Source organism: Ruegeria sp. CG8 (assembly GCF_056537165.1).
Window position 1 is genome coordinate 214,798 of record NZ_JBQFRA010000003.1, and the last position, 22,606, is coordinate 237,403.

Consider the following 22,606-nt stretch of genomic DNA (forward strand, 5'->3'; position numbering starts at 1 on the left):
CGGGGCTCAGAGTCCGGTGGTGCGAGTTTTTGGATTGATTCAGCGTGTTGCCCAAATTTGCGGCGGTGCCGCATGGTTCGCCCAAAAATGCGGCACTGCAGCGAAGGGTGGTCTCAGACGCCGCCCAGTATCAGCAGGCTGCACTGATCCAGAAGGTCGCTGGCCGTTTGCCGCGCGGCGCTGGCCGCCGTGATGTCCGAGCCAAAGGTCGCCGTATGGAGCAATCGCGCATGAGCGTGTTTTGAGTTCACCCGGTGGCTCAGGACCAGTTCGGCCTCCTCTGCCGTCACGGTCGCCTCAAGCAAGGACACGAAACCGCCGCGAAGCAACTCATAGTCCTGCGCCTTGGGGTCGTTCAGAAGCCAGGCATGCTCCATCTCGGCCGAAAAACGCCCGGCGCAGCCGGCAAACGATTTGACCATGTCGGTTTCAGCATGAAGCATTCCGATGGATGAGAAAGTGCACAGTGCTGAAACGTAAATAGTTTTCAAAGCGCCCATGTTTTGATCATTGCAACCGAAAAAGCGCCCGTCAAGGCAGCGCTTTGTGATCTGGCCTGCCCATTTCCCGACAGGCTTCGGTCGCACCGGGCCATGACAGAACCGGTTCCGCGCGGTTTTTGCGTCCCGGCTCTGCCGGGGCGCATTGAACCCGGTTGAGGGCTGGCCGGACCAGACTAGCTATTGCCCAGATTTGGTTCGGAGAGCGGTTTTGCAGATCGTCTGGTTCAAGCGGGATCTCAGGGTGCAGGACAATCGTGCCCTGGCTCAGGCGGCACAGCGGGAGGCGCTGGTGCCGCTTTACGTGGTTGAACCCGATCTTTGGCGTCAACCCGACATGTCCGCTCGCCAATGGGCGTTCATCCACGAAACCCTGGTCGAGCTGCGCAGGCAGCTTGCGGAATTGGGCCAGCCCCTGATCGTACGGACGGGCGAGATGCTGTCGGTCCTGGACGATCTTGCGCAGAGTTTCGACCTCACGGCCCTGTGGTCGCATGAAGAAACGGGAAACGACTGGACCTTTCAGCGGGACAAACGCGTGGCGTCCTGGTGCCGAACCCGGGGTATTCCCTGGCACCAGCCGCGCAATCACGGGGTTCGCCGTCGTCTGGCGTCGCGCAATGGCTGGGCCAAAGAGTGGGATCGCTTCATGAGCGAACCGATCACGCCCGCACCCATATTGCGGCCCATCCCGATGGACCCGGGTGGGATCCCGTCCAGCAGGGAACTGGGGTTGCACCCGGACCCATGTCCACGGCGCCAGTCGGGCGGCCACACGGCGGCGTCGGACCGGTTGACCACATTCCTGAGCACGCGCGGCCGGACCTATCGCAGCGCGATGTCCTCACCGCAGCTGGGGGAACACTCGTGTTCGCGCCTGTCCCCGCATCTGGCGTGGGGAACGCTGTCGATGCGCGAGGTGATGCAGTCCACATGGGCGCGGCAAAAAGCGCTGAGCCACACCCCTGACAAACAGTGGCGGGGGGCGATGTCCTCGTTCGAAGGCCGGTTGCATTGGCACTGCCATTTTATCCAGAAACTGGAGGATGACCCCCGGATCGAGTTCCAGAACGTGCATCGCGCCTATGACGGGATCCGCCCCTCGGCCCCGGATTCGCATTGGCTGGAGGCCTGGACCAACGGTGAGACCGGCCTGCCATTTGTTGACGCATGCATGCGGTACTTGCGGGCAACGGGGTGGCTCAACTTTCGAATGCGCGCGATGGTGCTGGCGACGGCCAGCTATCATCTGTGGCTTGACTGGCGCGCGCCCGGTGAGGTTCTCGCCCGCCTGTTCACCGATTACGAACCGGGCATCCACTGGAGCCAGGTGCAGATGCAGGCCGGCACCACGGGCATCAACGCGCTGAGGATCTACAACCCGGTGAAACAGGGCCATGATCAGGACCCGACCGGGACCTTTACCCGCCGTTGGTTGCCGGAATTGGCGGATATCCCGGATCGCCATCTGCAAGAGCCGTGGAAGGCCGAGAACGCAGGTGCCGTGCTGGGCAAACGCTACCCGATGCCCATCGTTGATCACGTCGCGGCGGCCCGATTCGCTCGGGATCGGATCTGGGCGGTGCGGCGCGGGGAAGGATTCCGGGACGAGGCTGCGAAGGTCTTGGCCCGGCATGGCAGCCGTAAGGGGCGCTTGCGGAAAGGAAACAGCCGTGCGGTCACCCGCAACCCGGCGCAATTGTCATTGGATCTGGGGGACTAGATGCGGATGCGGAAAAAGTCGGATCTTCCGACGAAAACCTGCGCCACATGCGGGCGTCCTTTCACCTGGCGGCGAAAATGGGCCAAGGTCTGGGACGAGGTCCGCCACTGCTCGCAGCGTTGCCGCCGAGCCCGATCATCTTCGACCGGCCAACGCTAGAGGCTGTCGAGTATCTCGCGCGCGCTGTCGCGGTATTGGGCCTGTTTTTCGGGGTCCATACGGTCCCAGGTTCGGTAGGCATGGCCCAATCTGGGATTGCCACGCAGCTTGTCGGCGTTGCGTGCTAGGAAATCCCAATACAATGGATTGAAAGGGCAGGCATTCGCACCGAACTTGCGTTTCACGTCATAGCGGCAATGCGAACAGTGATCCGACATCTTGTTGATGTATTTGCCGCTTGCTGCGTAGGGTTTTGATCCAAGCAATCCACCATCGGCGAATTGGCTCATTCCGATCACGTTGGGGGCCTCGACCCATTCATACGCATCGGCGTAAACCGCCAGATACCACTCGTGGACTTCGTGCGGATCGACCCCGGCCAGCATCGCGAAATTGCCAGTCACCATCAGGCGCTGGATATGGTGGGCATAGGCGTGGTCGCGCGTCTGCCCGATAGCGGCCGCCATGCAGGCCATTTCCGTTTTGGCCGTCCAGTAGAAATCCGGCAGCTGGCGGGTTGCCCCGAAGTGGTTCCGTTCCGTGTACCCGGGCATGTTCAGCCAATAGAGGCCCCGAACATATTCTCGCCAGCCGATGATCTGACGGATAAAGCCCTCGACCGCATTCAAAGGCGCGCGGCCTTCATAGTAGGCACGCTCGACCTGCCGGCAGATCTCCATCGGCCCCAGCAGACCCGCGTTCAGGTAATGCGACAGGACCGAGTGATAGAGGAACGGTTCTGCCTGTAGCATTGCGTCCTGATGGTCCCCGAACAGAGGCAGAGCGTGTTCCACGAAATGGTCCAGCGCCTCGAGCGCGCCGGCGCGGGTCACCTCGAACCAGAACGGGCGCAGCTGTCCGAAGTTGTCGCCAAACTGGGTTTCGACAAGGCTCAGAACCTCGGTGGTGATGTCATCCGGGTCGGATCGGGGCGGTCGGGGCATAAACAGATCGGCAGTGGCGGGTTTGCGGTTTTCCGCATCAAAGTTCCAGCGCCCGCCTTCGGGTTGGTCGCCGTTCATCAACAGCCCCGTTTTGCGCCGCATCTCGCGATAGAAATATTCCATCCGCAACTGCTTGCGTCCGTCCGCCCAATTGCGGAACTCCTGATGCGTGGCGACAAACCGGTCATCTTCCAGCATATGTAGATCGGTTTGGCTTTGGTCCGCCCACTCCAGCAAGGCGGTTTGCAGCCGATACTCGCCGGGCTCGGTCACCTGAACGTTTGTAATCGACAGATCCGCGATGGCCCGCGCGATCTCGCCTGTGATGGAGCCGGTATTGTCAGGGTGATCCAGCCTGACATAACGGACCTGCCACCCCGCCGCACCGAGCTCATCTGCGAAATGGCGCATTGCCGAAAAGACAAACGCGATCTTCTTTTTGTGATGCGGAACATATCCCGCCTCGTCCGCGACTTCGGCCATCAAAACCGTGTCGCGCGCCTTCTCCGCCTGACTCAAGGCGCTCAAGTTTTGGCTCAGTTGGTCGCCCAGCACCAGGATGAGCCGGCTGGAACAGCGTTCGTTTGACTGCGTCATTTCCGTCGAGTTAGGGCCGCCTCGCGGATGAGCAACCCAAACTTCTGGAAAGGTTGTACGGCAGATAAATTGAGGAACCGAAGCAACAGACGGGAAAACCGGCGGCAAGCCACCGAAGTTTGTTCCGAGAAGCTATGGTGCCGCTGAAGGGACTCGAACCCCCGACCCCATCATTACGAATGACGTGCTCTACCAGCTGAGCTACAGCGGCCCATTTTCTACGCGCACCCGTGCCCGTGGGGGCGCGGTATGCGGTGCGAAGGATCGTTTAAACCGTCCAACGGGCGTAGGCAAGACCGGTTATTGACCCCGATGTGAGGTTTTGTTGGTGGGCGACTTGCCTTGTATACCCTCCGTTCGAACCGAGTGCCGTTCTGGATGAGGGCAACCGACGATCCGGTCGGGATCAGGCGCGCTTTTCTCCGATTGATGCAACGCCCAGAACGGAAAGCACCTTGGCTTCGATCTGTTCGGCGCTCATGCCTGCGACCGCATACATGTCGGCAGGGCTGGCCTGGTCGATGAAAATGTCCGGCAGCACCATCGAGCGGTATTTCAGTCCTCGGTCGTATACGCCTTCCTCTGCCAGCAGCTGCGCAACGTGGCTGCCGAACCCGCCGATGGCGCCTTCTTCGATGGTAATCAGCGCTTCGTGGTTGGCGGCCAGGTCCAGGATAAGGTCGCGGTCCAGCGGCTTGGCGAACCGGGCGTCGGCGATGGTCGGCGTGATACCGCGCGCGGCCAAAGATTCGGCGGCCTTCTGTACCTCGGCCAGGCGCGTGCCGAAGGACAGGATCGCCACCCGCGCCCCCGCTTGGATCAGGCGGCCCTTGCCGATTTCCAGAACCTGTCCACGTTCGGGCAGATCGACACCCACGCCTTCGCCCCGCGGATAGCGGAACGCGATGGGGCCGTCGTCATGGGCAGCGGCGGTGGCGACCATGTGCACCAGTTCGGCCTCGTCGGCGGCGGCCATCACCACCATCCCCGGCAGGTTGGACAGGTAGGCGATGTCGAACGACCCGGCATGGGTCGCGCCATCAGCACCAACCAGCCCCGCGCGGTCTATGGCAAAGCGCACCGGCAGGCGCTGGATCGCCACGTCGTGCACCACCTGGTCATAGCCGCGCTGCAAAAACGTGGAATACATCGCGCAGAACGGCTTCATCCCCCCCGCCGCCAACGCGGCCGAGAAAGTGACCCCGTGCTGCTCGGCAATCGCCACGTCGAAACAGCGTGAAGGGTAGCGTTCGGCGAACAGGTTCAGCCCGGTGCCGTCGGGCATCGCCGCGGTCACCGCCACGATCTTGTCGTCGCGACTGGCCTCGTCTACCAGGGTCTTGCCGAAGACCGAGGTGTAGGACGGCGCGTTCGACGGCGCCTTCTGCTGCTTGCCGGTGACCACGTCGAACTTGGCGGTGGCATGGCCCCTGTCGCGGGCCTGCTCTGCCGGGGCATAGCCCTTGCCCTTTTTGGTCAGCGCGTGGATCAGAATCGGCCCGGTCGCCCGCGCCTTGACCGTGCGCAGCACTGGCAGCAGCTGGTCCAGGTCATGCCCGTCGATCGGGCCGACATAGGAGAATCCCAGTTCTTCAAACAGCGTACCGCCCACGGCCATGCCCTTGAGCATCTCCTTGGCCCGCTTGGCGCCTTCGCGGAACGGTTCGGGCAGCAGCGACACCGCCCCCTTGGCGGCGGCCTTCAGATCGTGGAACGGCTCTTCGGCATAGATGCGCGAGAGATAGTTCGACAGCGCACCCACGGGCGGGGCGATGCTCATCTCGTTGTCGTTCAGGATCACGATCAGGCGTTTTTTCAGGTGGCCGGCGTTGTTCATCGCCTCGAAAGCCATGCCAGCCGACATCGACCCGTCGCCGATCACCGCGATCGCGTCGCCCAGCCCCTCGGGCGTGACCCCACCCAGGTCGCGGGCCACGGAAAAGCCCAATGCCGCGCTGATCGAGGTCGAACTGTGCGCCGCGCCGAACGGGTCATAGGGGCTTTCGCTGCGTTTGGTGAACCCGCTCAGGCCGCCTTTCTGGCGCAGGGTGCGGATACGGTCGCGCCGCTCGGTCAGGATCTTGTGCGGATAGCACTGGTGCCCGACATCCCAGATGATCTTGTCGCGCGGCGTGTCGAACACCGCGTGCAGGGCCACGGTCAGCTCGACCACGCCCAGCCCCGCGCCCAGATGCCCGCCGGTCACCGAAACGGCCGAGATCGTCTCGGCCCGCAACTCGTTTGCCAGCTGATGCAGCTGCGCGTCCGAAAACTGCTTGAGATCCGCCGGGCGGTTCACAAGGTCCAGAAGCGGTGTGTTCGGACGGTCTGACATGGCATCCCTTACGGTTCAGCTTTCACGCGCAATAACGAAGCGGGCGGCGTCCTTCAAGGTTTCGGCCCGTGCTCCGTACCCATCCAACGCGGCGCAGGCCTGATCAATCAGCTCGGTCGCGCGGGCCTTGGCGGCGTCGAGGCCCAGCAGGGACACGAATGTCGCCTTGCCCGCCTGTGCATCCTTCTGCAATCGTTTGCCCGCCTTTTCGCTGTCACCTTCCACATCAAGGATGTCGTCGGCGATCTGAAAGGCAAGACCCAGCGCACGGGCATATTGGCGCAATGGGGCCGGATCAGCCTCCGACAGAACAGCACCGGCGCACGCCGACCATTCGATCAGCGCCCCGGTCTTGCCGGCCTGAAGATGCGTGATTTCCGGCAGGGTGAAAGGTTGTTCGGCAGTTTCGGCCGCGATGTCCAACGCCTGACCCAGAACCATGCCTTGCGCGCCGCTGGCTTGGGCGAGGGTCAGCGCCAGTTCCGCCCGAACGTCTGAAGATCCGACCTCGGGCCGGGTGCAAAGCTCGAACGCCAGCGCCTGCAAAGCGTCGCCAGCCAGAACCGCGATGCCGTCGTTCCATTGCTTGTGCACGGTCGGACGACCGCGCCGCAGATCGTCATCGTCCATGCAGGGCAGGTCGTCGTGTACCAGGCTGTAGGCGTGCAGCGCCTCGATCCCGGTCGCGGGCCAGATCGCGCAGGTCTCGTCCATCCCATGCAGCCGGGCGCTTTCCAGCACCAGAAATCCGCGCAGCCGCTTGCCGCCCTGCGTGGCATAGGCCATCGCGCGGGTTACATCGACATCGTCCAGCGCGCCCAGAACCAGATCGAACTGCGCCTGGATCAGCGCGGCATCCTGAACCAGCCTTTCGGAAAACATTACAGACCTTCGACAGGGGTCGTCCCGGTGGGCTGCCCATCGGCATCCAGCGTGATGGCGGCCACTTTCTCCTCGGCGCGCTTCAACTCGTCCTCGCAGCGTTTCTTCAGCTTGGCGCCGCGCTCGTACAGGGCGATCGACTGGTCCAGCGCCACGTCGCCGCGCTCCAGCTGGCCGACCACGGCCTCCAGCTCTTTCATCGCCTGTTCGAATGTCATCTCTTCAACGGGGGTCTCGGTCATCGGGCTGCCTTCATCAGTTCTTCAACATGGGCGCGTGTGGCCTTGGCCAATGCGTTCAGATCATACCCGCCTTCCAGAGTCGAGACGATACGGCCCCCACACAGCTCATCGGCGATCCGGCACAGCTGTTCGGTGATCCAGGCGAAGTCGTCGGTGGACCAATTCAGATTGGCCAGCGGATCGTCCTGATGTGCGTCGAATCCGGCCGAGATGATGATCAGCTCGGGCTGGAACGCGCGCAGCCGGGGAAAGGCCTGCGCCTCGTAGGCCGCGCGCATCTCGGCTCCGCCGGTGCCGGGGGTCAGCGGGATGTTTACGATGGTGTCATGCGCCCCGGTTTCATCCGGCCGTCCCGAACCCGGCCACAGTGGCATCTGCTGGCTGGTGATCACCAGCGCACGGGCCTCGTCCCACAGCAGATCCTGCGTGCCATTGCCGTGATGCACGTCGAAATCCACCACCGCGACCCGATCCAGCCCGTGATGATCCAACGCATGTTTCGCCGCCAGAGCGGCATTGCCGAACAGGCAGAATCCCATGGCGGTTTCACGTTCGGCGTGATGGCCGGGCGGCCGAATGGCGCAGAACGCATTCGGCGCCTCACCGCCCAGCACCATGTCCACCGCCCGCACCACGGCCCCCGCCGCCCGATAGGCCGCATCGACCGAGCCGGGTGACATGAACGTATCCCCGTCGATCTGGCGGAACCCTTCGGTGGGGCGGCTGTCGCGGATTTCGCGGATGTAACTCTCGGGATGGATGCGCAGCAGATCGTCATCCGCCGCCAGCGGCGCGGTCACCCGCTGCAGGTCCAGCGGCTCCAGCGCATGCAGGATATGTTCCAGCCGGGCCACCCGCTCGGGGTGCCCCTCTGGGGTGACATGACCCAGGCAGTCGGCATGCGTCAAAACAGCGGTCTTCATGAAACTCCCCCAACTTCATCTGGCCAAAAATATCCTCGCCGAAGGCAAGAAAACGCCGCGCGGCGGCAAAATCAATCCGGCGCCAGCATATATCCTGCGCCCCGAACCGTTTGCAGATAGCGCGGCTGCTTCGGGTCCTGTTCGATCTTGCGGCGCAGGCGCGTGATCTGCACGTCCACCGCACGTTCCTGCGCCTGCCCCTTGTCGCGCCCCAGATCCTCGACCAGCTTCGACCGGCTGATCGGCTCGCCCGGCTGAGCCGAGAAGATCTTCATCAACTGGCTTTCGGTGGCGGTCAGCCGCACCGGCTCTTCGCCCTGCCACATCTCGCCGCGTTCGATGTCATAGCGGATCGGCCCCAGATGCAGGATCTTGGCGGCGGTGTCCTGCGCCGTGGTTTCCGGCATCCGCCGCAGGATGGCGTTGATCCGCAGCAGCAACTCCTTGGGCTCGAACGGCTTGGCCAGGTAATCATCGGCCCCGGCTTCCAACCCGGCGATCCGGTGCTCGGTCTCGCCGCGTGCCGTCAGCAGCAGGATCGGCGTGTCATGCGTCTCGCGCAGAGCCCGGGTCAGGCTGACGCCATCCTCGCCCGGCATCATCACATCCATCACGATCAGGTCGAAATCCAGCCCCGACAGGACCCGTCGCGCATGGGCGGCATCACGCGCCGCCGTCACCAGAAATCCGCTGCGCATCAAGAATTTCTTGAGCAGATCGCGGATGCGTTCATCGTCATCGACGATCAGAAGATGGGCGTCCACATCGCTCATGAAGTTGAATCCCGCAGTTTCACATAGGCCCGACGCATATCAGCATCCATCATCGCTTCAAGAACTTTGCGGAACCCGGCAACCGCCTCGGGGCCGGCATCCTTGTAGGCCGCGCGCATCCGGGCGCGCTGGGCGTCCGACAGCTGCGACTCGAGCGCCTTGCCCTTTTCGGTCAGGTACAGGTGGCGTTCGCGCTTGTCGACGGTGCCGACCCGGCTCTCGACCAGGCCGTCGTCGATCAGCGTGCGCAGCACCCGGTTCAGCGACTGCTTGGTCACCCCCAGGATCGCCAGCAGGTTGTTCACCGTGGTGCCCGGCGCGCGGTTGATGAAATGGATTGCCCGGTGATGCGCCCGGCCATAGGCCATTTCGCTTAGGATGCGGTCGGGGTCGGCGGTAAAGCCACGATAGGCGAAGAACATCGCCTCGATCCCCTGGCGAAGCTGTTCATCCGTCAGAAACAACAGGCTTTCTCCGCCAAAGACCGGGGCGGGGCGGATCTCGGACATATCGGGCCTCATTCGTTACACGCCCCGACTTTAAGTCAGCGTTATTGACATTCCAAGGGCGGACAGGTATCGAATCGCAGTTTTTGCGCAATTTTGTGTCCGGGTCGGACCTAAGTAGCGCAACAATCGGAAATGTGGCCCGGGTCAGGAGGTTTCGGATGGCGGGATATGACGATCGTGACGGTGTCATCTGGATGGATGGCGAATTTGTGCCCTGGCGCGACGCCAAGGTGCATGTCCTGACCCATGCGATGCACTATGCCAGCTCGGTCTTCGAGGGCGAGCGCGCCTACAACGGCAAGGTCTTCAAAAGCCGCGAACATTCCGAGCGGTTGATCAAATCGGCCGAGGCGCTGGACATGCCGATGCCTTACACGGTCGATCAGATCGAGGCGGCCAAGGCCGAAACGCTCGAGAAAAGCGGCCTCAAGGACGCATATGTGCGCGCGCTGGTCTGGCGCGGCTCGGGCGAGGACATGGGCGTGGCCTCGGCGCGCAACCCGGTGCGCATGGCCATCGCGGTCTGGCCCTGGGGCGCCTATTACGGCGATGCCAAGATGCAGGGCGCCAAGCTGGACATCGCTGAATGGAAGCGGCCCAGCCCGGAAACCATCCCGGTCCATGCCAAGGCGGCGGGGCTGTACATGATCTGCACCATCTCCAAGCACAAGGCCGAGGCCAAGGGCTGTTCGGATGCCTTGTTCATGGATTACCGCGGCTATGTGGCCGAGGCGACCGGTGCCAACGTATTCTTCGTCAAGGATGGCGAAGTGCATACACCGCTGGCCGACTGCTTCCTGAACGGGATTACCCGCCAGACGGTGATCCAGATGCTGAAAGACAAAGGCATCACCGTACACGAACGCCACATCCTGCCCGAGGAGATGGCCGAATTCGAACAGTGCTGGCTGACCGGCACCGCGGCCGAGGTCACGCCGGTGGGCCAGATCGGTGAGTATACCTTCGAGGTCGGCGACCTGACCCGTGAGATCGCCAACGATTACGAACAGCTGGTTCGCAGCTGATCCGACATCCGCTCGGGCGGTGGCCGACCGGCCTTGCCGCCCGTCCTGGGTTTGTTGCAGATCGTCCGCTGCGCTGGACGATCGGGTGCGAATCCGTATCCTTGGCGCATGTTGGACCTGCTCAGCGATATCCTGACGCGCCTGTCTTTGCGGGGCACCCTGTATTTCCGGACCTCGTTCACGCCGCCCTTCGGCGTGCAGGTGCCTGCATTCGAAAACGTCGCCCGGTTTCACTTCGTCCAGCGCGGAGAGCTGAAGGTGCATGTGTCCACCACCGGCGAGACCCTGCGGTTGCGGCAGGGGGATCTGATCCTGATCCCGCACGGTGCCGCACATGCGCTGCTGTGCAACGAGGTCCGGCCCGTGGATGCTCTGCCGCTGGAGCAGGTTCTGGACCGGGCCGGCTACAAAGGTGACGGTGTGCTGGTCTATGGCGGAGCCGAGCAGGACCGTGACACCCAACTGATCTGCGGGCATTTCTCGTTTGCCGGTCCGGCCGGGCGGCGCGGCACAGGGCATATGCTGATCGACCGTCTGCCGCCCTATATCCTGATCGAGAATTACGGCGAATCCGCCGGGGCCTGGATCGAGGCGACGCTGCGGATGATCGAATCCGAGGTTGCGGGTGCCCGGATCGGCGGGGACCTGATCGCGCTGAAACTGTCTGAGGTTCTGTTCGCCCAGGCGATCCGCGCCTATCTGGAACATCAAAGCCCCACCGATGCGGCCCTGTCGGGCTTCGCCGATCCACGTATATCACGCGCGCTGGGCGCCTTTCACCGCGACCCGGCCCGCGAGTGGAGCGTGGCATCGCTGGCGCGTGAAGCCGGCATGTCGCGCACGACCTTCGCACAGCTGTTCACCCAGAAGATGGGCGCCACGCCCATGCAATACCTGACCGACTGGCGTATGCAGATCGCCTGCCACGGACTGATCGAAAGCCGCTGGAACGTGGCCGACGCGGCGGCTCAGGTCGGCTATGCCTCCGAGGCGGCGTTTTCGCGGGTGTTCAAGAAGCAGATCGGCCTGTCTCCAGCCGCCTACAGGGCGATGCACTGATCCGGCAAACTGGCGGACGATCTGCAAGGTATTCCAAACGATCTGGGCTGCTACGTTCGGGATGGCGAACATATCCTTGATCCGTCCTCAATCAAGGAAAGGAAACATCATGTCTCTGCGTTTCGTTACCCGCACCATTCATGCCTATCTGGACTACCCGGTTGCCCTGGCCCTGATGGGGTTGCCATTTCTTCTGGGACTGGGCGCGTCGAACCCGATCGCGCTGTGGCTCTCGGTGGCCACCGGCGTGGCGGCTTTCGTGCTGACGGTGCTGACGGATCATCACCTGGGCGTCTGGCGCGTGCTGCCCTACAGGTTTCACCTGGCCGTCGATCTGCTGGTGGGGCTCACCTTCCTGTTCGCGCCTAGCCTGTTCGGCTTCACCGGTCTGGATGCGGTCTACTACTGGCTGAATGGCGCCGCCGTGGTGGCCGTAATCTCGCTCAGCGCGCCCGACCAGACAGCCACCGCCTGACCCCTTGCTCCGGCCATTTGGGCGGAGCGAATTTTGGTCTTGAAAAGTCCGACAGAAATTGTCAGTTTTAGCCCAACGCCAGATACCCCGGTATCAAGCCTTTGATTCCGAGACGGCCTGCACGCCAAGCCGTACACCCGCGAGGGCGCGCCACCGTCTCGGAAACGATTTCGGAAAGGCCACGCGATGCGCGACCCGATACTTGAACTTCTGTCCAGTTCAGACCTGCCCCTTGGCAGCGGGTGCTGCGCCGATGGCGACCTGGTGGCCTACCTGGACTGCAAATGCCAGGACGGACGCTGTGACCGGGCGGCCGGGGTTGCGGACGCCCGGATCGCCACTGTCCCGCAGAGCACGCCGGCGGCACCGGCAAGTGGTGCCACCCCGCGTTGACCGATCAGAAATCGACGCCGCGCTGGGCCTTGATGCCGGCCTGGAACGGGTGCTTTTCCTCGGTCATTTCGGTGACCAGATCGGCATAGTCGCGCAGCGCCTGCGGCGCATCGCGCCCGGTCAGGAACACGCTGGTCCGGTCCGAGCGGGCCTTCAGCCCCTCGATCACCGCGTCCACCGACAGGTATTCATAGCGCAGGGCGATGTTGATCTCGTCCAGCACCACAAGGTCATAGTCGCCGCTGGCCATCAGGTCGCGCGCCTTGTCGAAGGCGGCGGTGGCGGCGGCGATGTCGCGGTCGCGGTCCTGGGTGTCCCAGGTGAAGCCTTCGCCCATCGTGTGCCAGGTGACCAGATCGCGGTCTTCGAAGAACCGCCGCTCGCCGGTCTTCCATTTGCCCTTGATGAACTGCACCACGGCGACCTTCTGGCCCCAGCCCAATGCGCGGATCACCACGCCGAAGGCGGCCGAGGATTTACCCTTGCCCTTGCCGGTGTTGATCAGCACCAGCCCGCGGCCGGGATCCACGGCCTCGGACACTTTCTTGCGGTGCTGGGCCTGCACCTGTTGCATCTTCTGTTTGTGGTCCTGTGCGTCGCTCATGGCAAAACCTCGTTGATTGTCCGCGCCAACCTAGGCGATGGGCGCGAAAGGTAAAGTCAGGGTTTGTGATCGGTCAGCGACCGCGCCTTGCCGCGTTCCAGTCCCAGCTGGTGTTCGCGCCAGATCACCACCGCATTGCCGGCGATCACCAACGCCGCCCCCAACAGGATCGCCAGGGTCGGCAGTTCGTCGAACCAGACATAGCCGATGAAGATCGCAAACAGCATCGACGTATAGTCATAGGGCGCCAGCATCGAGGCCTGCCCGAACCGGTAGGACGAGGTCACCAGAATCTGCGCGACGCCGCCGATCAGCCCCATCGTAATCAGGATCAGCAGCTGGTTCAGGGTCGGCATGGTCCAGCCCCAGAACACGGTCAGCGCTGACAGCAGCGTGGCGGTCATCGAGAAATAGAAGACGATTGCGGCGGGGTGATCGACCTGAACCAGTTGCCGGATGTGGATCTGCACGAAGCCACGGGCCACGGTCGCGCCCAGCACGCACAGCGCGCCGATCGTGGCGCCGGTACCCAGATCGGCCGAGCCCAGCCGGGGCCAGATCATGATCAGCACGCCCAAGAGCCCGATCGCCACTGCGCCGATGCGGATCAGGCGGATGCGCTCGCCCAGCAGCAGCGCCGCCAGGATCAGGGTGAAGATCGGCGTGGCATAGCCGATCGCCGTAACCTCGGGCAGCGGCAGCAGGCTGAGCCCGGTGAAGGTCAGGCCCATGGCGGTGGTGCCCAGCACCCCGCGCCAGAAATGTCCCATGGGTTTCCTGACGACAAAGCCCTGCGCCAGTTCCCCGCGCGAGATCAGCCAGGCCACGATCACCGGCACCGCGAAAAGCGAACGGAAAAACACCATCTGGCCTGGCGGGAAATCCGCCGACAGCGCCTTGACCAGCGCCGACATCGCCGTGAACAGGAACAGCGCGCTGAGTTTCAGCGTCACGGCCAGCACGGGGCGATGAGAGGTCAGGGATTGGGCCATCGGCGCGACCCTGCGCCTTTGCGCGGCAAAGATCAACGGGTCGGATTGGGGCGTGTCCAGCTGTCGGGCAGGGGGCTGCCGATCTCTTCGGCAAATTCGGTCAGAAACCGGATCATGCGCCGGACCCGTTGCTGAGCGATCTGCCGTCCGGCTTCGGTCAGCATGTCGTCGGGCAGGGCCAACAGCTTCACCTTCCAGTGGTCGATCGAATAGTGCAGATCGTCCAGCGGCCGGTGCGAAGCGAACGGATCGGCCGGATCATAGAGCGTCCGCCCCAAAGCGCCGGACACCGAGAAATTCCGCGCGATCCCGATGGCGCCCAGCGCATCCAACCGGTCGGCATCGCGCAGGATGCGCGCCTCGGGCGTCTCGGGCGGGATGTTGGCGGAAAAACTGTGCGCTTCGATCGCGTGGCGGGTGGCGGCGATCTGGGCATCGCTCAGGCCCAGTTCCCGCAGAACAGGCTCGGACTCCTCGGCCGACCGGCGCGAGGCCAGGTGTCGGTCGGGGTCGTTCTTGGGCAGGTTGACCAGATCGTGCAGATAGCAGGCCGCCAGCAGCACGGTCCTGTCGGTTTGCGCATCGGCGATGGCGCGGGCATTGACCCAGACACGGTCCAGATGGGCCAGGTCATGGGCCGGGTCGGTGATCATCCGCTGCGCGACGACCGCGCGTAGGCGGTCGCGCAGCTCAGCCAATCCGTCCACGGTTCTCACCGATCTGGCCCCGATGCAGCAGCAGGTGGTCCAGGATCACGCAGGCCATCATCGCCTCGCCCACCGGCACGGCGCGGATGCCGACGCAGGGGTCGTGGCGGCCCTTGGTGATGATCTCGGTCTCTTCGCCCGACTTGGTGATGGTCTTGCGCGTGGTCAGGATCGACGAGGTGGGCTTGACCGCGAACCGCACTACGATGTCCTGCCCGGTCGAGATGCCGCCCAGGATGCCGCCCGCGTGGTTCGAGCTGTATTGCGGGCCGTCCTGACCCATGAAGATCTCGTCGGCATTGGCCTCGCCGGTCAGTTCGGCGGCCGCCATGCCTTCGCCGATTTCGACACCTTTGACCGCGTTGATCGACATCATCGCCACGGCCAGATCGGTGTCGAGCTTGCCATAGACCGGCGCGCCCAGGCCCGCGGGGACGCCACGCGCCACCACTTCGACCACCGCGCCGACCGAGTTGCCGGATTTGCGCAGATCGTCCAGATAGGCTGCCCAGTCCTCGGCGGCTTGTGCATCCGGGGTCCAGAACGGGTTCTGTTCGATCTGTGCCCAGTCAAAGTTGGCGCGGTCGATCCCGTGCGGGCCGATCTGGGTCATGTAGCCGGTGATTTGCACGTTGGGCGCGATCTGCTTGATCGCCTCGCGCGCCAGCCCGCCCGCAGCCACCCGCGCCGCCGTTTCCCGAGCCGAGCTGCGTCCGCCGCCGCGATAGTCACGGATGCCGTATTTCTGCCAATAGGTGATGTCGGCATGGCCGGGGCGGAACTTGTCGATGATGTCCCCGTAGTCCTTCGAACGTTGATCGGTGTTCTCGATCATCAGCTGGACCGGGGTGCCGGTGGTCTGGCCCTCGAACACGCCCGACAGGATTTTCACCTGATCAGGCTCGCGCCGTTGGGTGGTGAACTTGTTCTGGCCCGGTTTGCGCTTGTCCAGCCAGTGCTGGATCATGCCCTCGTCGATCGGGACTCCGGGCGGGCAGCCATCGACCGTGGCGCCCAGCGCGGGGCCGTGGCTTTCACCCCAGGTGGTGACGCGGAAAAGGTGTCCAAAGCTGTTCATCGACATGGGGCATGCTCCTTTGAGGGTCGTGATTAACGGCGAGAGCCTGCCGCCTCAAGCGGATTTGCGGTTGGGGCATCGTTGCCCCAACCCGGTGTGCTTAGGCCGCACGGGTCAGTGCGGCGCGGGTTTCGACGATTTTCAGCGCCGCCCGAGCTGCCTCGCGCCCCTTTTCCACGAAATGTGCGCGGTAGATGGCGGTGTGATGGTCGGTCTCCTGGTACTGGTGCGGCGTCAGCGACACCGACAGGACCGGCACGCCGGTTTCCAGCCCCGCGCGCATCAGCCCGTCAACCACGGCCTGCGCCACGAATTCGTGCCGGTAGATGCCGCCATCGACGACAAGGGCCGCGCAGGCCACGGCGGCATAGCGGCCCGTCTGGGCCAGGTCGCGGGCCAGAAGGGGCATCTCGAACGCGCCCGGCACGTCGAACACATCGACCTGATCGGCGGGGATCAGCTCCAGAAAACCGTCCAGCGCGCGGTCGACGATATCGGCATGCCAGTTGGCTTTGACGAAAGCATAGCGGGTGTGTGTCATCGTGATCTCCTTTCAGCTTGGTGGCCTGCTGGCGGGTGCGAAGGGTTTCGCGGCCAGCGCGGCATGACACGTCACCCAAGGCGATCACGGACAGACGCGCTCTTGGCGGGGCGCGCTGCTCGTTCTCTTTCATCCGGACTTTAACCGTCGGCTCTGGCTTCTCACCAGATCTGCTGACACTCTGCCGGTTGGATGGCAGAGCCGCTCGCGGGCTGGCGGGCTTGGGCCCGCATACCGCCGGTGGGGAATTCCGCCCCGCCCTGAGAACGGCGCGACCTTGCCAAGCGTGCGCGCGATCTGCAAGACCTGTCTGCAGGAGGACGGCAATGCACCCCAACCCAGCCTTTCGCGCCGAGGACCGCGCGCGCCATGTGGAGTTTGCCCGCAGCCGGGGATTCGGCGTACTGGCGCTGTCGGTCGACGGCCCGCCATTGATCAGCCATGTGCCCTTTCTGCTGTCCGAGGATGGCGCGGTGGCCGAACTGCATCTGGTGCGTTCGAACCCGATCGTGCGGGCGCTGGCCAACCCGCAGGAGGCGCGGATCGCGGTTCAGGGGCCCGACGGCTATGTCTCGCCCGATTGGTACGGGGTCGCGGATCAGGTGCCCACATGGAACTATGTGGCGGTCCACCTGACAGGCCGGCTGGAATTGCAGCCCCAGGACCGGCTGCGCGATCTTCTGGATCGGCAATCGGCCATTTTTGAGCAGCGGCTGCAACCCAAACCGCCCTGGCGCGCCGATAAGATGGACCCGGCGGCGCTGGAGCGCATGATGCGCATGATCGTGCCCTGCCGCATGCAGATCACCCAGATCGACGGCACCTGGAAACTGAACCAGAACAAGCCCGAGGCGGCGCGGCTGGCCGCGGCCGAGAATGTCGAGCAGTCCGGGATCGGCACCGAGCTTGGTCAACTGGCCGCCCTGATGCGGGACAGTTGACCGGCGCCGGGTTGGGTTCAGTCGGTGAACGTGGCCAGATAGGCGGCGATATCCTCGGCACCTGTCTTCAGCTTGACGCTCATGTTCGGGCGGGCGGTCTCGTCCTTCAGGAAGTCCTGGATGAACCCGATCGGGTCGCGGGCGTAGGCGGCAATATTCTCTTGCGTCCAGACCAGGCCGTTTTCACCGGCGCGGATCATGTCATCGGTGAACATGCCGATGGGCAGCCGTTCGCTGCCGTTCAGATAGTCGTTTTCGGTTCCGGCGGCCCTGCCGACCACACCATAGAGATTCGGGCCGGTGATGCCGCCTTTGATCAGAACCTCGCCATCCTTGATGATGGCGTGACAGGACGAGCAGCGGTTGTAGAGTTTCTCGCCGCGCGCTGCGTCGCCTTCGGCGGCGGCCTGGTGTGCGGCGGTGAACGCGAGCAGCAGAATGGCATTTTTTGACAAAGTCATTTGGGTCCTCATTCAGATCGGTCGCGCGCCCGCCGCCTTTGCTTGAAAAACCCCGGGGTCGCAACCGGGAAATTTATCGCGACGCAACTAAAAAAATGATTTCAAAATAGATGTTTACATGGGTTTCGTGGTCCCGGAACCGCGCGGTCAGGTTGCTGTCGTATATGCCTCGTGCCGGGTACCCGAGTGAACAGGTGCTCGGCCGGGCCAAGGCCGATAGCCGTGGCGAAGGGTTAGAGAATCACCTGCGAAGTGATTCGCGCCTTCGAACGGCGATTTTCGCAACATCCGAGGAAGTTCTTGAAAAATGACCCCTTCATTGTGACATGAATGCCCAGATGCGGCGTAGTGCGCGCCTATGACCGCTGGACGAACCGATTTCCGCCAGCTAGATACCCGCGATGAGACGCCGCTTTGATGCGGTGCTGATGCATGTTTGCCCGTAGCCGGGCGCTGGAATCGGAGAAAACCTCGTGTCCCACGCAGAAGACCACGAAGGCACCCGCAGAGATTTCCTCTACTACGCCGCCGGCGGCGCAGGTGTCGTTGCAACGGGAGCCGCCGTGTGGCCCCTGGTCAACCAAATGAACCCCTCGGCAGACGTTCAGGCGCTGTCCTCGATCCGCGTGGATGTCAGCGGCGTCGAGATCGGCACCCAGATCACGGTCAAGTGGCTGGGCAAGCCCGTCTTCATTCGTCGCCGTACCGAAGAAGAGATCAACTGGGGCCGCGAAGTGCCGCTAGAGGATCTGCCGGATCAGAACGACCGGAACGAAAACAAGCCGAACCTGCCCGCGACCGACGAAAACCGGACGCTGGACGAAGCTGGCGAATGGCTGGTGATGATGGGCGTCTGCACCCATCTGGGCTGTGTTCCTTTGGGCGACGGCGCTGGTGATTTCCACGGGTGGTTCTGCCCGTGCCACGGATCGCACTACGACACGGCGGGCCGTATCCGCAAAGGTCCCGCTCCGGAAAACCTGCATATCCCGGTCGCCGAGTTCCTCGACGAAACCACCATCAAGCTGGGTTAAGGAGACGCGCTCATGTCCGGTATCCCGCACGATCACTATGAACCGAAGACCAACGGCGAGAAGTGGCTGAACAGCCGTCTGCCCATCGTCGGTCTTCTATACGACACTTTGATGATCCCCACCCCGAAGAACCTGAACTGGATGTGGATCTGGGGCATCGTCCTGACCTTCTGCCTGGCGTTGCAAATCGTCACCGGCATCGTTCTGGTGATGCACTATACCCCGCATGTCGATCTGGCCTTTGCCAGCGTCGAGCACATCATGCGCAACGTAAACGGCGGCTACATGCTGCGGTACCTGCACATGAACGGCGCGTCGCTGTTCTTCGTGGCGGTCTATATCCACATCTTCCGCGGCCTGTTCTACGGATCGTACAAGGCGCCGCGCGAAGTGACCTGGATCATCGGCATGCTGATCTACCTGATGATGATGGGCACCGCCTTCATGGGCTATGTTCTGCCTTGGGGTCAGATGTCCTTCTGGGGCGCCACCGTGATCACCGGCCTGTTCGGCGCGATCCCCTTCGTGGGCGAAGCGATCCAGACCTGGCTGCTGGGCGGACCGGCCGTCGACAACGCGACGCTGAACCGCTTCTTCTCGCTGCACTATCTGCTGCCCTTCATCATCGCAGGGCTGGTCATCGTGCATATCTGGGCCTTCCACACCACCGGCAACAACAACCCCACGGGTGTTGAAGTTCGCCGCACGTCGAAAGCCGAGGCCGAGAAAGACACGCTGCCGTTCTGGCCCTATTTCGTGATCAAGGACCTGTTCGCGCTGGCCGTCATCCTGGTCGTGTTCTGGGCAATCGTCGGCTTCATGCCGAACTACCTGGGCCACCCGGACAACTACATCGAAGCCAACCCGCTGGTCACGCCCGCGCACATCGTGCCCGAATGGTACTTCCTGCCATTCTACGCGATCCTGCGTGCCTTCACCAGCGAAGTCTGGGTCGTGCAGTTCGCCAGCTTCATCACCGGTGGCATCATCGACGCCAAGTTCTTTGGTGTTCTGGCGATGTTCGGTGCAATCCTGGCGATGGCACTGGCGCCGTGGCTGGACACTTCGACCGTGCGTTCGGGCAAGTACCGCCCGATGTTCAAATGGTGGTTCTACCTTCTGGTCATCGACTTCTTTGCCCTGATGTGGCTGGGTGCGATGCCGGCGGAAGAGCCCTATGCGACTTTCTCGCTGATCGCGTCCGCCTACTGGTTCGCCTATTTCTTCGTGATCCTGCCGATCCTGGGTGTCATCGAAAAGCCCGATGCCCAGCCGGAAACCATCGAAGAAGACTTCAACGCGCATTATGGCAAGGCTGACGCCGACGCCACGCCGGCCGAGTAAGAAGAGGGACCGGAAACCATGTTCAAGAAACTTGCAATCGGTGCCGCGTTTGCCATCGCCTTTGCTCCTGCTGCGGTATCCGCAGCCGGAGGCGGCGAGCAGCATATCGAGGACTTCGACTTCTCGTTCGAAGGGCCCTTTGGCGCTTACGATCAGAACCAGCTTCAGCGCGGCCTGCAGATCTATACCGAGGTTTGCGCGGCCTGCCATGGTCTGAAATATGTACCGCTGCGCGACCTCACGGCGCTGGGCTACTCGGAAGAAGAAGTCATCGCTTATGCCGCCGGCTCGTTCGAGGTGTTCGATCCCGAGCTGGACGATTTCCGCCCGGCTAGGCCGACCGATCACTTCCCGGCCAACGATGCCGTGGGCGCACCTGACCTGAGCCTGATGGCCAAGGCACGTGCAGGCTTCCACGGCCCCTACGGTCTGGGGATCAACCAGCTGGTCAAAGGCATGGGTGGCGCTGAATACATCGCCTCGCTGCTGGACGGCTATACCGGCAAGGAAAAAGAAGAGGCCGGCACGATCCTGTACGAAAACACCGCCTTCCCGGGCGGCTGGATTTCGATGGGCCCGCCGTTGTCTGACGAACAGGTCGAGTTTGCCGACGGACACGAAAACACCGTCGAGGCCATGTCCCAGGACGTCGCTGCGTTCCTGATGTGGGCCGCTGAACCAAAAATGATGGATCGCAAGGCCTCGGGCTTTGTCGGGGTTCTGTTCCTGACCATCATGTCGGTGCTTCTCTACCTGGTGAACAAGCGCCTGTGGGCGCCGGTCAAAGGCAAAAAGTCGGTCTGACCTGAAGGTCACCTGCAAAAGCAAGACAACCCCGCGCATGGCGCGGGGTTTTTTCTTTTTTGGGGGTCGGAAGTTCGCCGAACCGGGCATCAGCGCGGGCTTATTCACAGCTTATAAGCGGAATGCGCATGGCGCCGGCGGGGTCGGCTGCTCAGGTTTTCGACAGCGTCAGGCGGTCTGACGCAGGATCGAAACCGAGGAGACCCGACATGAAACTACCCATACTTGCAGCCGCGTTGCTTGTGGCCACTCCGGTTCTGGCTCTGGACCTGGTGCCGGATACGGAACTGGGCAAGACAGAGACCGAAGTGCGCACCGCTCTGACCGAGCTTGGCTATGACGTGCGCAAGATCGAAATGGAGGACGGTGAAATCGAGGCCTATGTCGTGAAAGACGGACAGATGGCCGAGGTCTATGTGGACCCCGCGTCCGGCAAGATCCAAAATATCGAGGACAAGTGACCGGCAATGTCCGAGTCAATCCAGTACGAGAGCGGGCGCGAGGGCGCCCGCACCATCCGGGTCTGGGACCCGCTGGTCCGCCTGATCCACTGGTCGGTGGTTCTGGGCATTCTGCTCAACGCCGCTGTGACCGACCCCGAGGGGCTGCTGCATGAATATGTCGGTTATGCCGTGCTCGGGCTGGTTCTGCTACGCTTGGCCTGGGGCGTCCTTGGGCCGGCACCGGCCAGGTTCTCGGCATTTCCGTTCAGCCCGAATGCTGCGGTCCGACATGTGCGTGACACCGTCCGGGGCGACCGGTCGGTTCACCTGTCGCACAATCCTCTGGGCGCGCTGATGGTCTACAACATCTGGATGACGTTGGGCTTCATCTGCGCCACAGGCATCATGATGGGTACCGCGGCCTTCTTCGGGCTGAGCTGGGTCGAGGATGCGCACGAGCTGGCGTTCAACTGGCTGATCCTCAGCGTTCTTCTGCACGTGCTTGGCGTGCTTTTGGACCAACGTCGAACCGGTGTCGCTCTGGTCAAAGCCATGGTATCAGGAGACAAGAATATTCCTGATGGCTGGTCGACCAAATGATCAAATGGATCACCGAAAACCTGCGGTCCGGCGATGCGGATGCACGCCGGGCCGTTCTGATGGCGGCGATGATCGTGGTTCAGGGTCTATGCGCCGCATTCTACATGGGCGACGCCATTCTGGACCTCGATGGCAGCGAGCCCCTGGCACATCTCGTTTTGGAATCCCTGGTCGCGACCGTCCTTTGCCTTGGCGTCCTGTTCTTCATGCTCGAGCTGCGCCGATTGCTGGCGCGAATGGACCAGGCAAAACAAGGACTGCGCGCGGCGCAGGGAGAAATGAGCGCCGTGATCGACACTTTCTTTACCCGCTGGGGTCTGACCAGCGCCGAGCGCGAAGTGGGCCTGTTGATCCTCAAAGGCGTCGACAATGAGAATATCGCCCGGATCCGAGGCCGTGCCGTGGGTACCGTACGCGCGCAGTCGGCTTCGATCTATGGAAAAGCCGGCGTGGACGGACGCGCCCAACTGATCAGCGTTTTCATGGAAGAGCTTCTGGCAACCGACGGGCCGGCCTGA

General features: G+C 63.0%; 27 protein-coding genes, 1 tRNA gene and 1 riboswitch. Of the genes, 13 read left to right on the forward strand and 15 right to left on the reverse strand.

What is annotated here, in order from left to right; all coding sequences use genetic code 11:
• Nucleotides 1–113: 113 nt before the first annotated feature.
• Nucleotides 114–443, reverse strand: a complete 330-nt coding sequence (locus tag ACR0EF_RS11160) for a hypothetical protein (RefSeq protein WP_170370339.1) — start codon at nucleotides 441–443, stop codon at nucleotides 114–116.
• A 268-nt stretch (nucleotides 444–711) separates the two neighbouring features.
• Here ACR0EF_RS11160 and ACR0EF_RS11165 point away from each other — a divergent pair, with 268 nt between their 5' ends.
• Nucleotides 712–2,223: an FAD-binding domain-containing protein gene (locus ACR0EF_RS11165; protein ID WP_170373191.1), complete on the forward strand. Its 1,512-nt coding sequence runs from the start codon at nucleotides 712–714 to the stop codon at nucleotides 2,221–2,223.
• Between the two features lie 6 nt (nucleotides 2,224–2,229).
• Nucleotides 2,230–2,382, forward strand: a complete 153-nt coding sequence (locus ACR0EF_RS11170; RefSeq protein ID WP_217353607.1) for a DUF2256 domain-containing protein — start codon at nucleotides 2,230–2,232, stop codon at nucleotides 2,380–2,382.
• Here ACR0EF_RS11170 and ACR0EF_RS11175 read toward each other — a convergent pair.
• From ACR0EF_RS11175 to ACR0EF_RS11210, 8 genes are all read right to left on the reverse strand, one after another.
• On the reverse strand, nucleotides 2,379–3,923 hold the full coding sequence (locus ACR0EF_RS11175; protein ID WP_170370337.1) for a cryptochrome/photolyase family protein: 1,545 nt from the start codon (nucleotides 3,921–3,923) through the stop codon (nucleotides 2,379–2,381). The genes ACR0EF_RS11170 and ACR0EF_RS11175 overlap by 4 nt on opposite strands.
• A gap of 135 nt (nucleotides 3,924–4,058) precedes the next feature.
• A tRNA-Thr gene (locus ACR0EF_RS11180) sits at nucleotides 4,059–4,134 on the reverse strand.
• Between the two features lie 195 nt (nucleotides 4,135–4,329).
• A complete protein-coding gene (gene dxs, locus ACR0EF_RS11185) occupies nucleotides 4,330–6,258 on the reverse strand; it encodes a 1-deoxy-D-xylulose-5-phosphate synthase (protein ID WP_170370336.1) in 1,929 nt (642 codons plus the stop codon).
• Nucleotides 6,259–6,273: 15 nt separating this feature from the next.
• Nucleotides 6,274–7,140: a polyprenyl synthetase family protein gene (locus tag ACR0EF_RS11190; protein WP_170373192.1), complete on the reverse strand. Its 867-nt coding sequence runs from the start codon at nucleotides 7,138–7,140 to the stop codon at nucleotides 6,274–6,276.
• Nucleotides 7,140–7,382 (reverse strand): exodeoxyribonuclease VII small subunit, encoded by a 243-nt coding sequence (locus tag ACR0EF_RS11195; RefSeq protein ID WP_170342825.1) that lies wholly within the window; start codon nucleotides 7,380–7,382, stop codon nucleotides 7,140–7,142. Before ACR0EF_RS11195 ends, ACR0EF_RS11190 begins: the two co-directional genes overlap by 1 nt.
• On the reverse strand, nucleotides 7,379–8,305 hold the full coding sequence (locus tag ACR0EF_RS11200; protein ID WP_170370334.1) for a histone deacetylase family protein: 927 nt from the start codon (nucleotides 8,303–8,305) through the stop codon (nucleotides 7,379–7,381). The genes ACR0EF_RS11195 and ACR0EF_RS11200 overlap by 4 nt, the downstream gene beginning before the upstream one ends.
• A 71-nt stretch (nucleotides 8,306–8,376) precedes the next feature.
• Entirely contained in the window at nucleotides 8,377–9,078 is a 702-nt protein-coding gene (locus tag ACR0EF_RS11205) for a response regulator (RefSeq protein ID WP_093964013.1), read from the reverse strand.
• Nucleotides 9,075–9,587, reverse strand: a complete 513-nt coding sequence (locus ACR0EF_RS11210) for a MarR family winged helix-turn-helix transcriptional regulator (protein ID WP_093964014.1) — start codon at nucleotides 9,585–9,587, stop codon at nucleotides 9,075–9,077. Before ACR0EF_RS11210 ends, ACR0EF_RS11205 begins: the two co-directional genes overlap by 4 nt.
• Nucleotides 9,588–9,745: 158 nt before the next feature.
• On the opposite strand from ACR0EF_RS11210, the gene ACR0EF_RS11215 reads away from it, so the two are divergent.
• From ACR0EF_RS11215 to ACR0EF_RS11230, 4 genes are all read left to right on the forward strand, one after another.
• Entirely contained in the window at nucleotides 9,746–10,612 is an 867-nt protein-coding gene (locus tag ACR0EF_RS11215) for a branched-chain amino acid aminotransferase (protein ID WP_170373193.1), read from the forward strand.
• Between the two features lie 108 nt (nucleotides 10,613–10,720).
• Nucleotides 10,721–11,671, forward strand: coding sequence for an AraC family transcriptional regulator (locus tag ACR0EF_RS11220; protein WP_170364029.1), 951 nt, complete (start codon nucleotides 10,721–10,723; stop codon nucleotides 11,669–11,671).
• Nucleotides 11,672–11,780: 109 nt separating this feature from the next.
• Nucleotides 11,781–12,146: a hypothetical protein gene (locus ACR0EF_RS11225; RefSeq protein ID WP_149774166.1), complete on the forward strand. Its 366-nt coding sequence runs from the start codon at nucleotides 11,781–11,783 to the stop codon at nucleotides 12,144–12,146.
• Nucleotides 12,147–12,332: 186 nt separating this feature from the next.
• Nucleotides 12,333–12,539 (forward strand): hypothetical protein, encoded by a 207-nt coding sequence (locus tag ACR0EF_RS11230; protein WP_170373194.1) that lies wholly within the window; start codon nucleotides 12,333–12,335, stop codon nucleotides 12,537–12,539.
• 4 nt (nucleotides 12,540–12,543) lie between these two features.
• On the opposite strand, the gene cobO is transcribed toward ACR0EF_RS11230, so the two are convergent.
• The 5 genes from cobO to ACR0EF_RS11255 form a co-directional block, all read right to left on the reverse strand.
• The gene (cobO, locus tag ACR0EF_RS11235) at nucleotides 12,544–13,143 is read right to left on the reverse strand and encodes a cob(I)yrinic acid a,c-diamide adenosyltransferase (protein WP_170364030.1); all 600 of its coding nucleotides are present in this window, start codon (nucleotides 13,141–13,143) and stop codon (nucleotides 12,544–12,546) included.
• A gap of 56 nt (nucleotides 13,144–13,199) precedes the next feature.
• Nucleotides 13,200–14,135, reverse strand: coding sequence for a DMT family transporter (locus ACR0EF_RS11240; protein ID WP_149774168.1), 936 nt, complete (start codon nucleotides 14,133–14,135; stop codon nucleotides 13,200–13,202).
• 32 nt (nucleotides 14,136–14,167) lie between these two features.
• Nucleotides 14,168–14,842, reverse strand: coding sequence for an HD domain-containing protein (locus ACR0EF_RS11245; protein ID WP_170373195.1), 675 nt, complete (start codon nucleotides 14,840–14,842; stop codon nucleotides 14,168–14,170).
• Nucleotides 14,826–15,926 (reverse strand): chorismate synthase, encoded by a 1,101-nt coding sequence (aroC, locus tag ACR0EF_RS11250; protein WP_170373196.1) that lies wholly within the window; start codon nucleotides 15,924–15,926, stop codon nucleotides 14,826–14,828. The genes ACR0EF_RS11245 and aroC overlap by 17 nt, the downstream gene beginning before the upstream one ends.
• A gap of 94 nt (nucleotides 15,927–16,020) precedes the next feature.
• Nucleotides 16,021–16,461: a 6,7-dimethyl-8-ribityllumazine synthase gene (locus ACR0EF_RS11255; protein ID WP_170373197.1), complete on the reverse strand. Its 441-nt coding sequence runs from the start codon at nucleotides 16,459–16,461 to the stop codon at nucleotides 16,021–16,023.
• A gap of 117 nt (nucleotides 16,462–16,578) precedes the next feature.
• A riboswitch (FMN riboswitch) is annotated at nucleotides 16,579–16,733 on the reverse strand.
• 54 nt (nucleotides 16,734–16,787) lie between these two features.
• Here ACR0EF_RS11255 and ACR0EF_RS11260 point away from each other — a divergent pair.
• Nucleotides 16,788–17,402 carry an FMN-binding negative transcriptional regulator gene (locus ACR0EF_RS11260; RefSeq protein ID WP_170373198.1) on the forward strand — a complete coding sequence of 205 codons (615 nt, stop codon included), beginning with the start codon at nucleotides 16,788–16,790 and terminating at the stop codon, nucleotides 17,400–17,402.
• 17 nt (nucleotides 17,403–17,419) lie between these two features.
• Here the strand turns inward: ACR0EF_RS11260 and ACR0EF_RS11265 are convergent, their stop codons facing one another.
• Entirely contained in the window at nucleotides 17,420–17,863 is a 444-nt protein-coding gene (locus ACR0EF_RS11265) for a c-type cytochrome (RefSeq protein ID WP_170364534.1), read from the reverse strand.
• 473 nt (nucleotides 17,864–18,336) lie between these two features.
• Between ACR0EF_RS11265 and petA the strand changes: the two genes are divergently transcribed.
• The 6 genes from petA to ACR0EF_RS11295 all read left to right on the forward strand — a co-directional run bounded on the left by petA (nucleotide 18,337) and on the right by ACR0EF_RS11295 (nucleotide 22,606).
• Entirely contained in the window at nucleotides 18,337–18,897 is a 561-nt protein-coding gene (gene petA / locus ACR0EF_RS11270) for a ubiquinol-cytochrome c reductase iron-sulfur subunit (RefSeq protein WP_093964025.1), read from the forward strand.
• A 12-nt stretch (nucleotides 18,898–18,909) separates the two neighbouring features.
• Entirely contained in the window at nucleotides 18,910–20,241 is a 1,332-nt protein-coding gene (gene petB, locus ACR0EF_RS11275; RefSeq protein WP_093964026.1) for a cytochrome b, read from the forward strand.
• Nucleotides 20,242–20,259: 18 nt separating this feature from the next.
• On the forward strand, nucleotides 20,260–21,045 hold the full coding sequence (locus ACR0EF_RS11280) for a cytochrome c1 (protein ID WP_170373199.1): 786 nt from the start codon (nucleotides 20,260–20,262) through the stop codon (nucleotides 21,043–21,045).
• A 209-nt stretch (nucleotides 21,046–21,254) separates the two neighbouring features.
• Complete coding sequence (locus ACR0EF_RS11285) at nucleotides 21,255–21,506, forward strand: PepSY domain-containing protein (RefSeq protein WP_170361314.1); 252 nt, start codon at nucleotides 21,255–21,257, stop codon at nucleotides 21,504–21,506.
• Between the two features lie 6 nt (nucleotides 21,507–21,512).
• A complete protein-coding gene (locus tag ACR0EF_RS11290; protein ID WP_170361316.1) occupies nucleotides 21,513–22,088 on the forward strand; it encodes a cytochrome b/b6 domain-containing protein in 576 nt (191 codons plus the stop codon).
• Nucleotides 22,085–22,606 carry a helix-turn-helix transcriptional regulator gene (locus ACR0EF_RS11295; RefSeq protein WP_170370326.1) on the forward strand — a complete coding sequence of 174 codons (522 nt, stop codon included), beginning with the start codon at nucleotides 22,085–22,087 and terminating at the stop codon, nucleotides 22,604–22,606. The genes ACR0EF_RS11290 and ACR0EF_RS11295 overlap by 4 nt, the downstream gene beginning before the upstream one ends.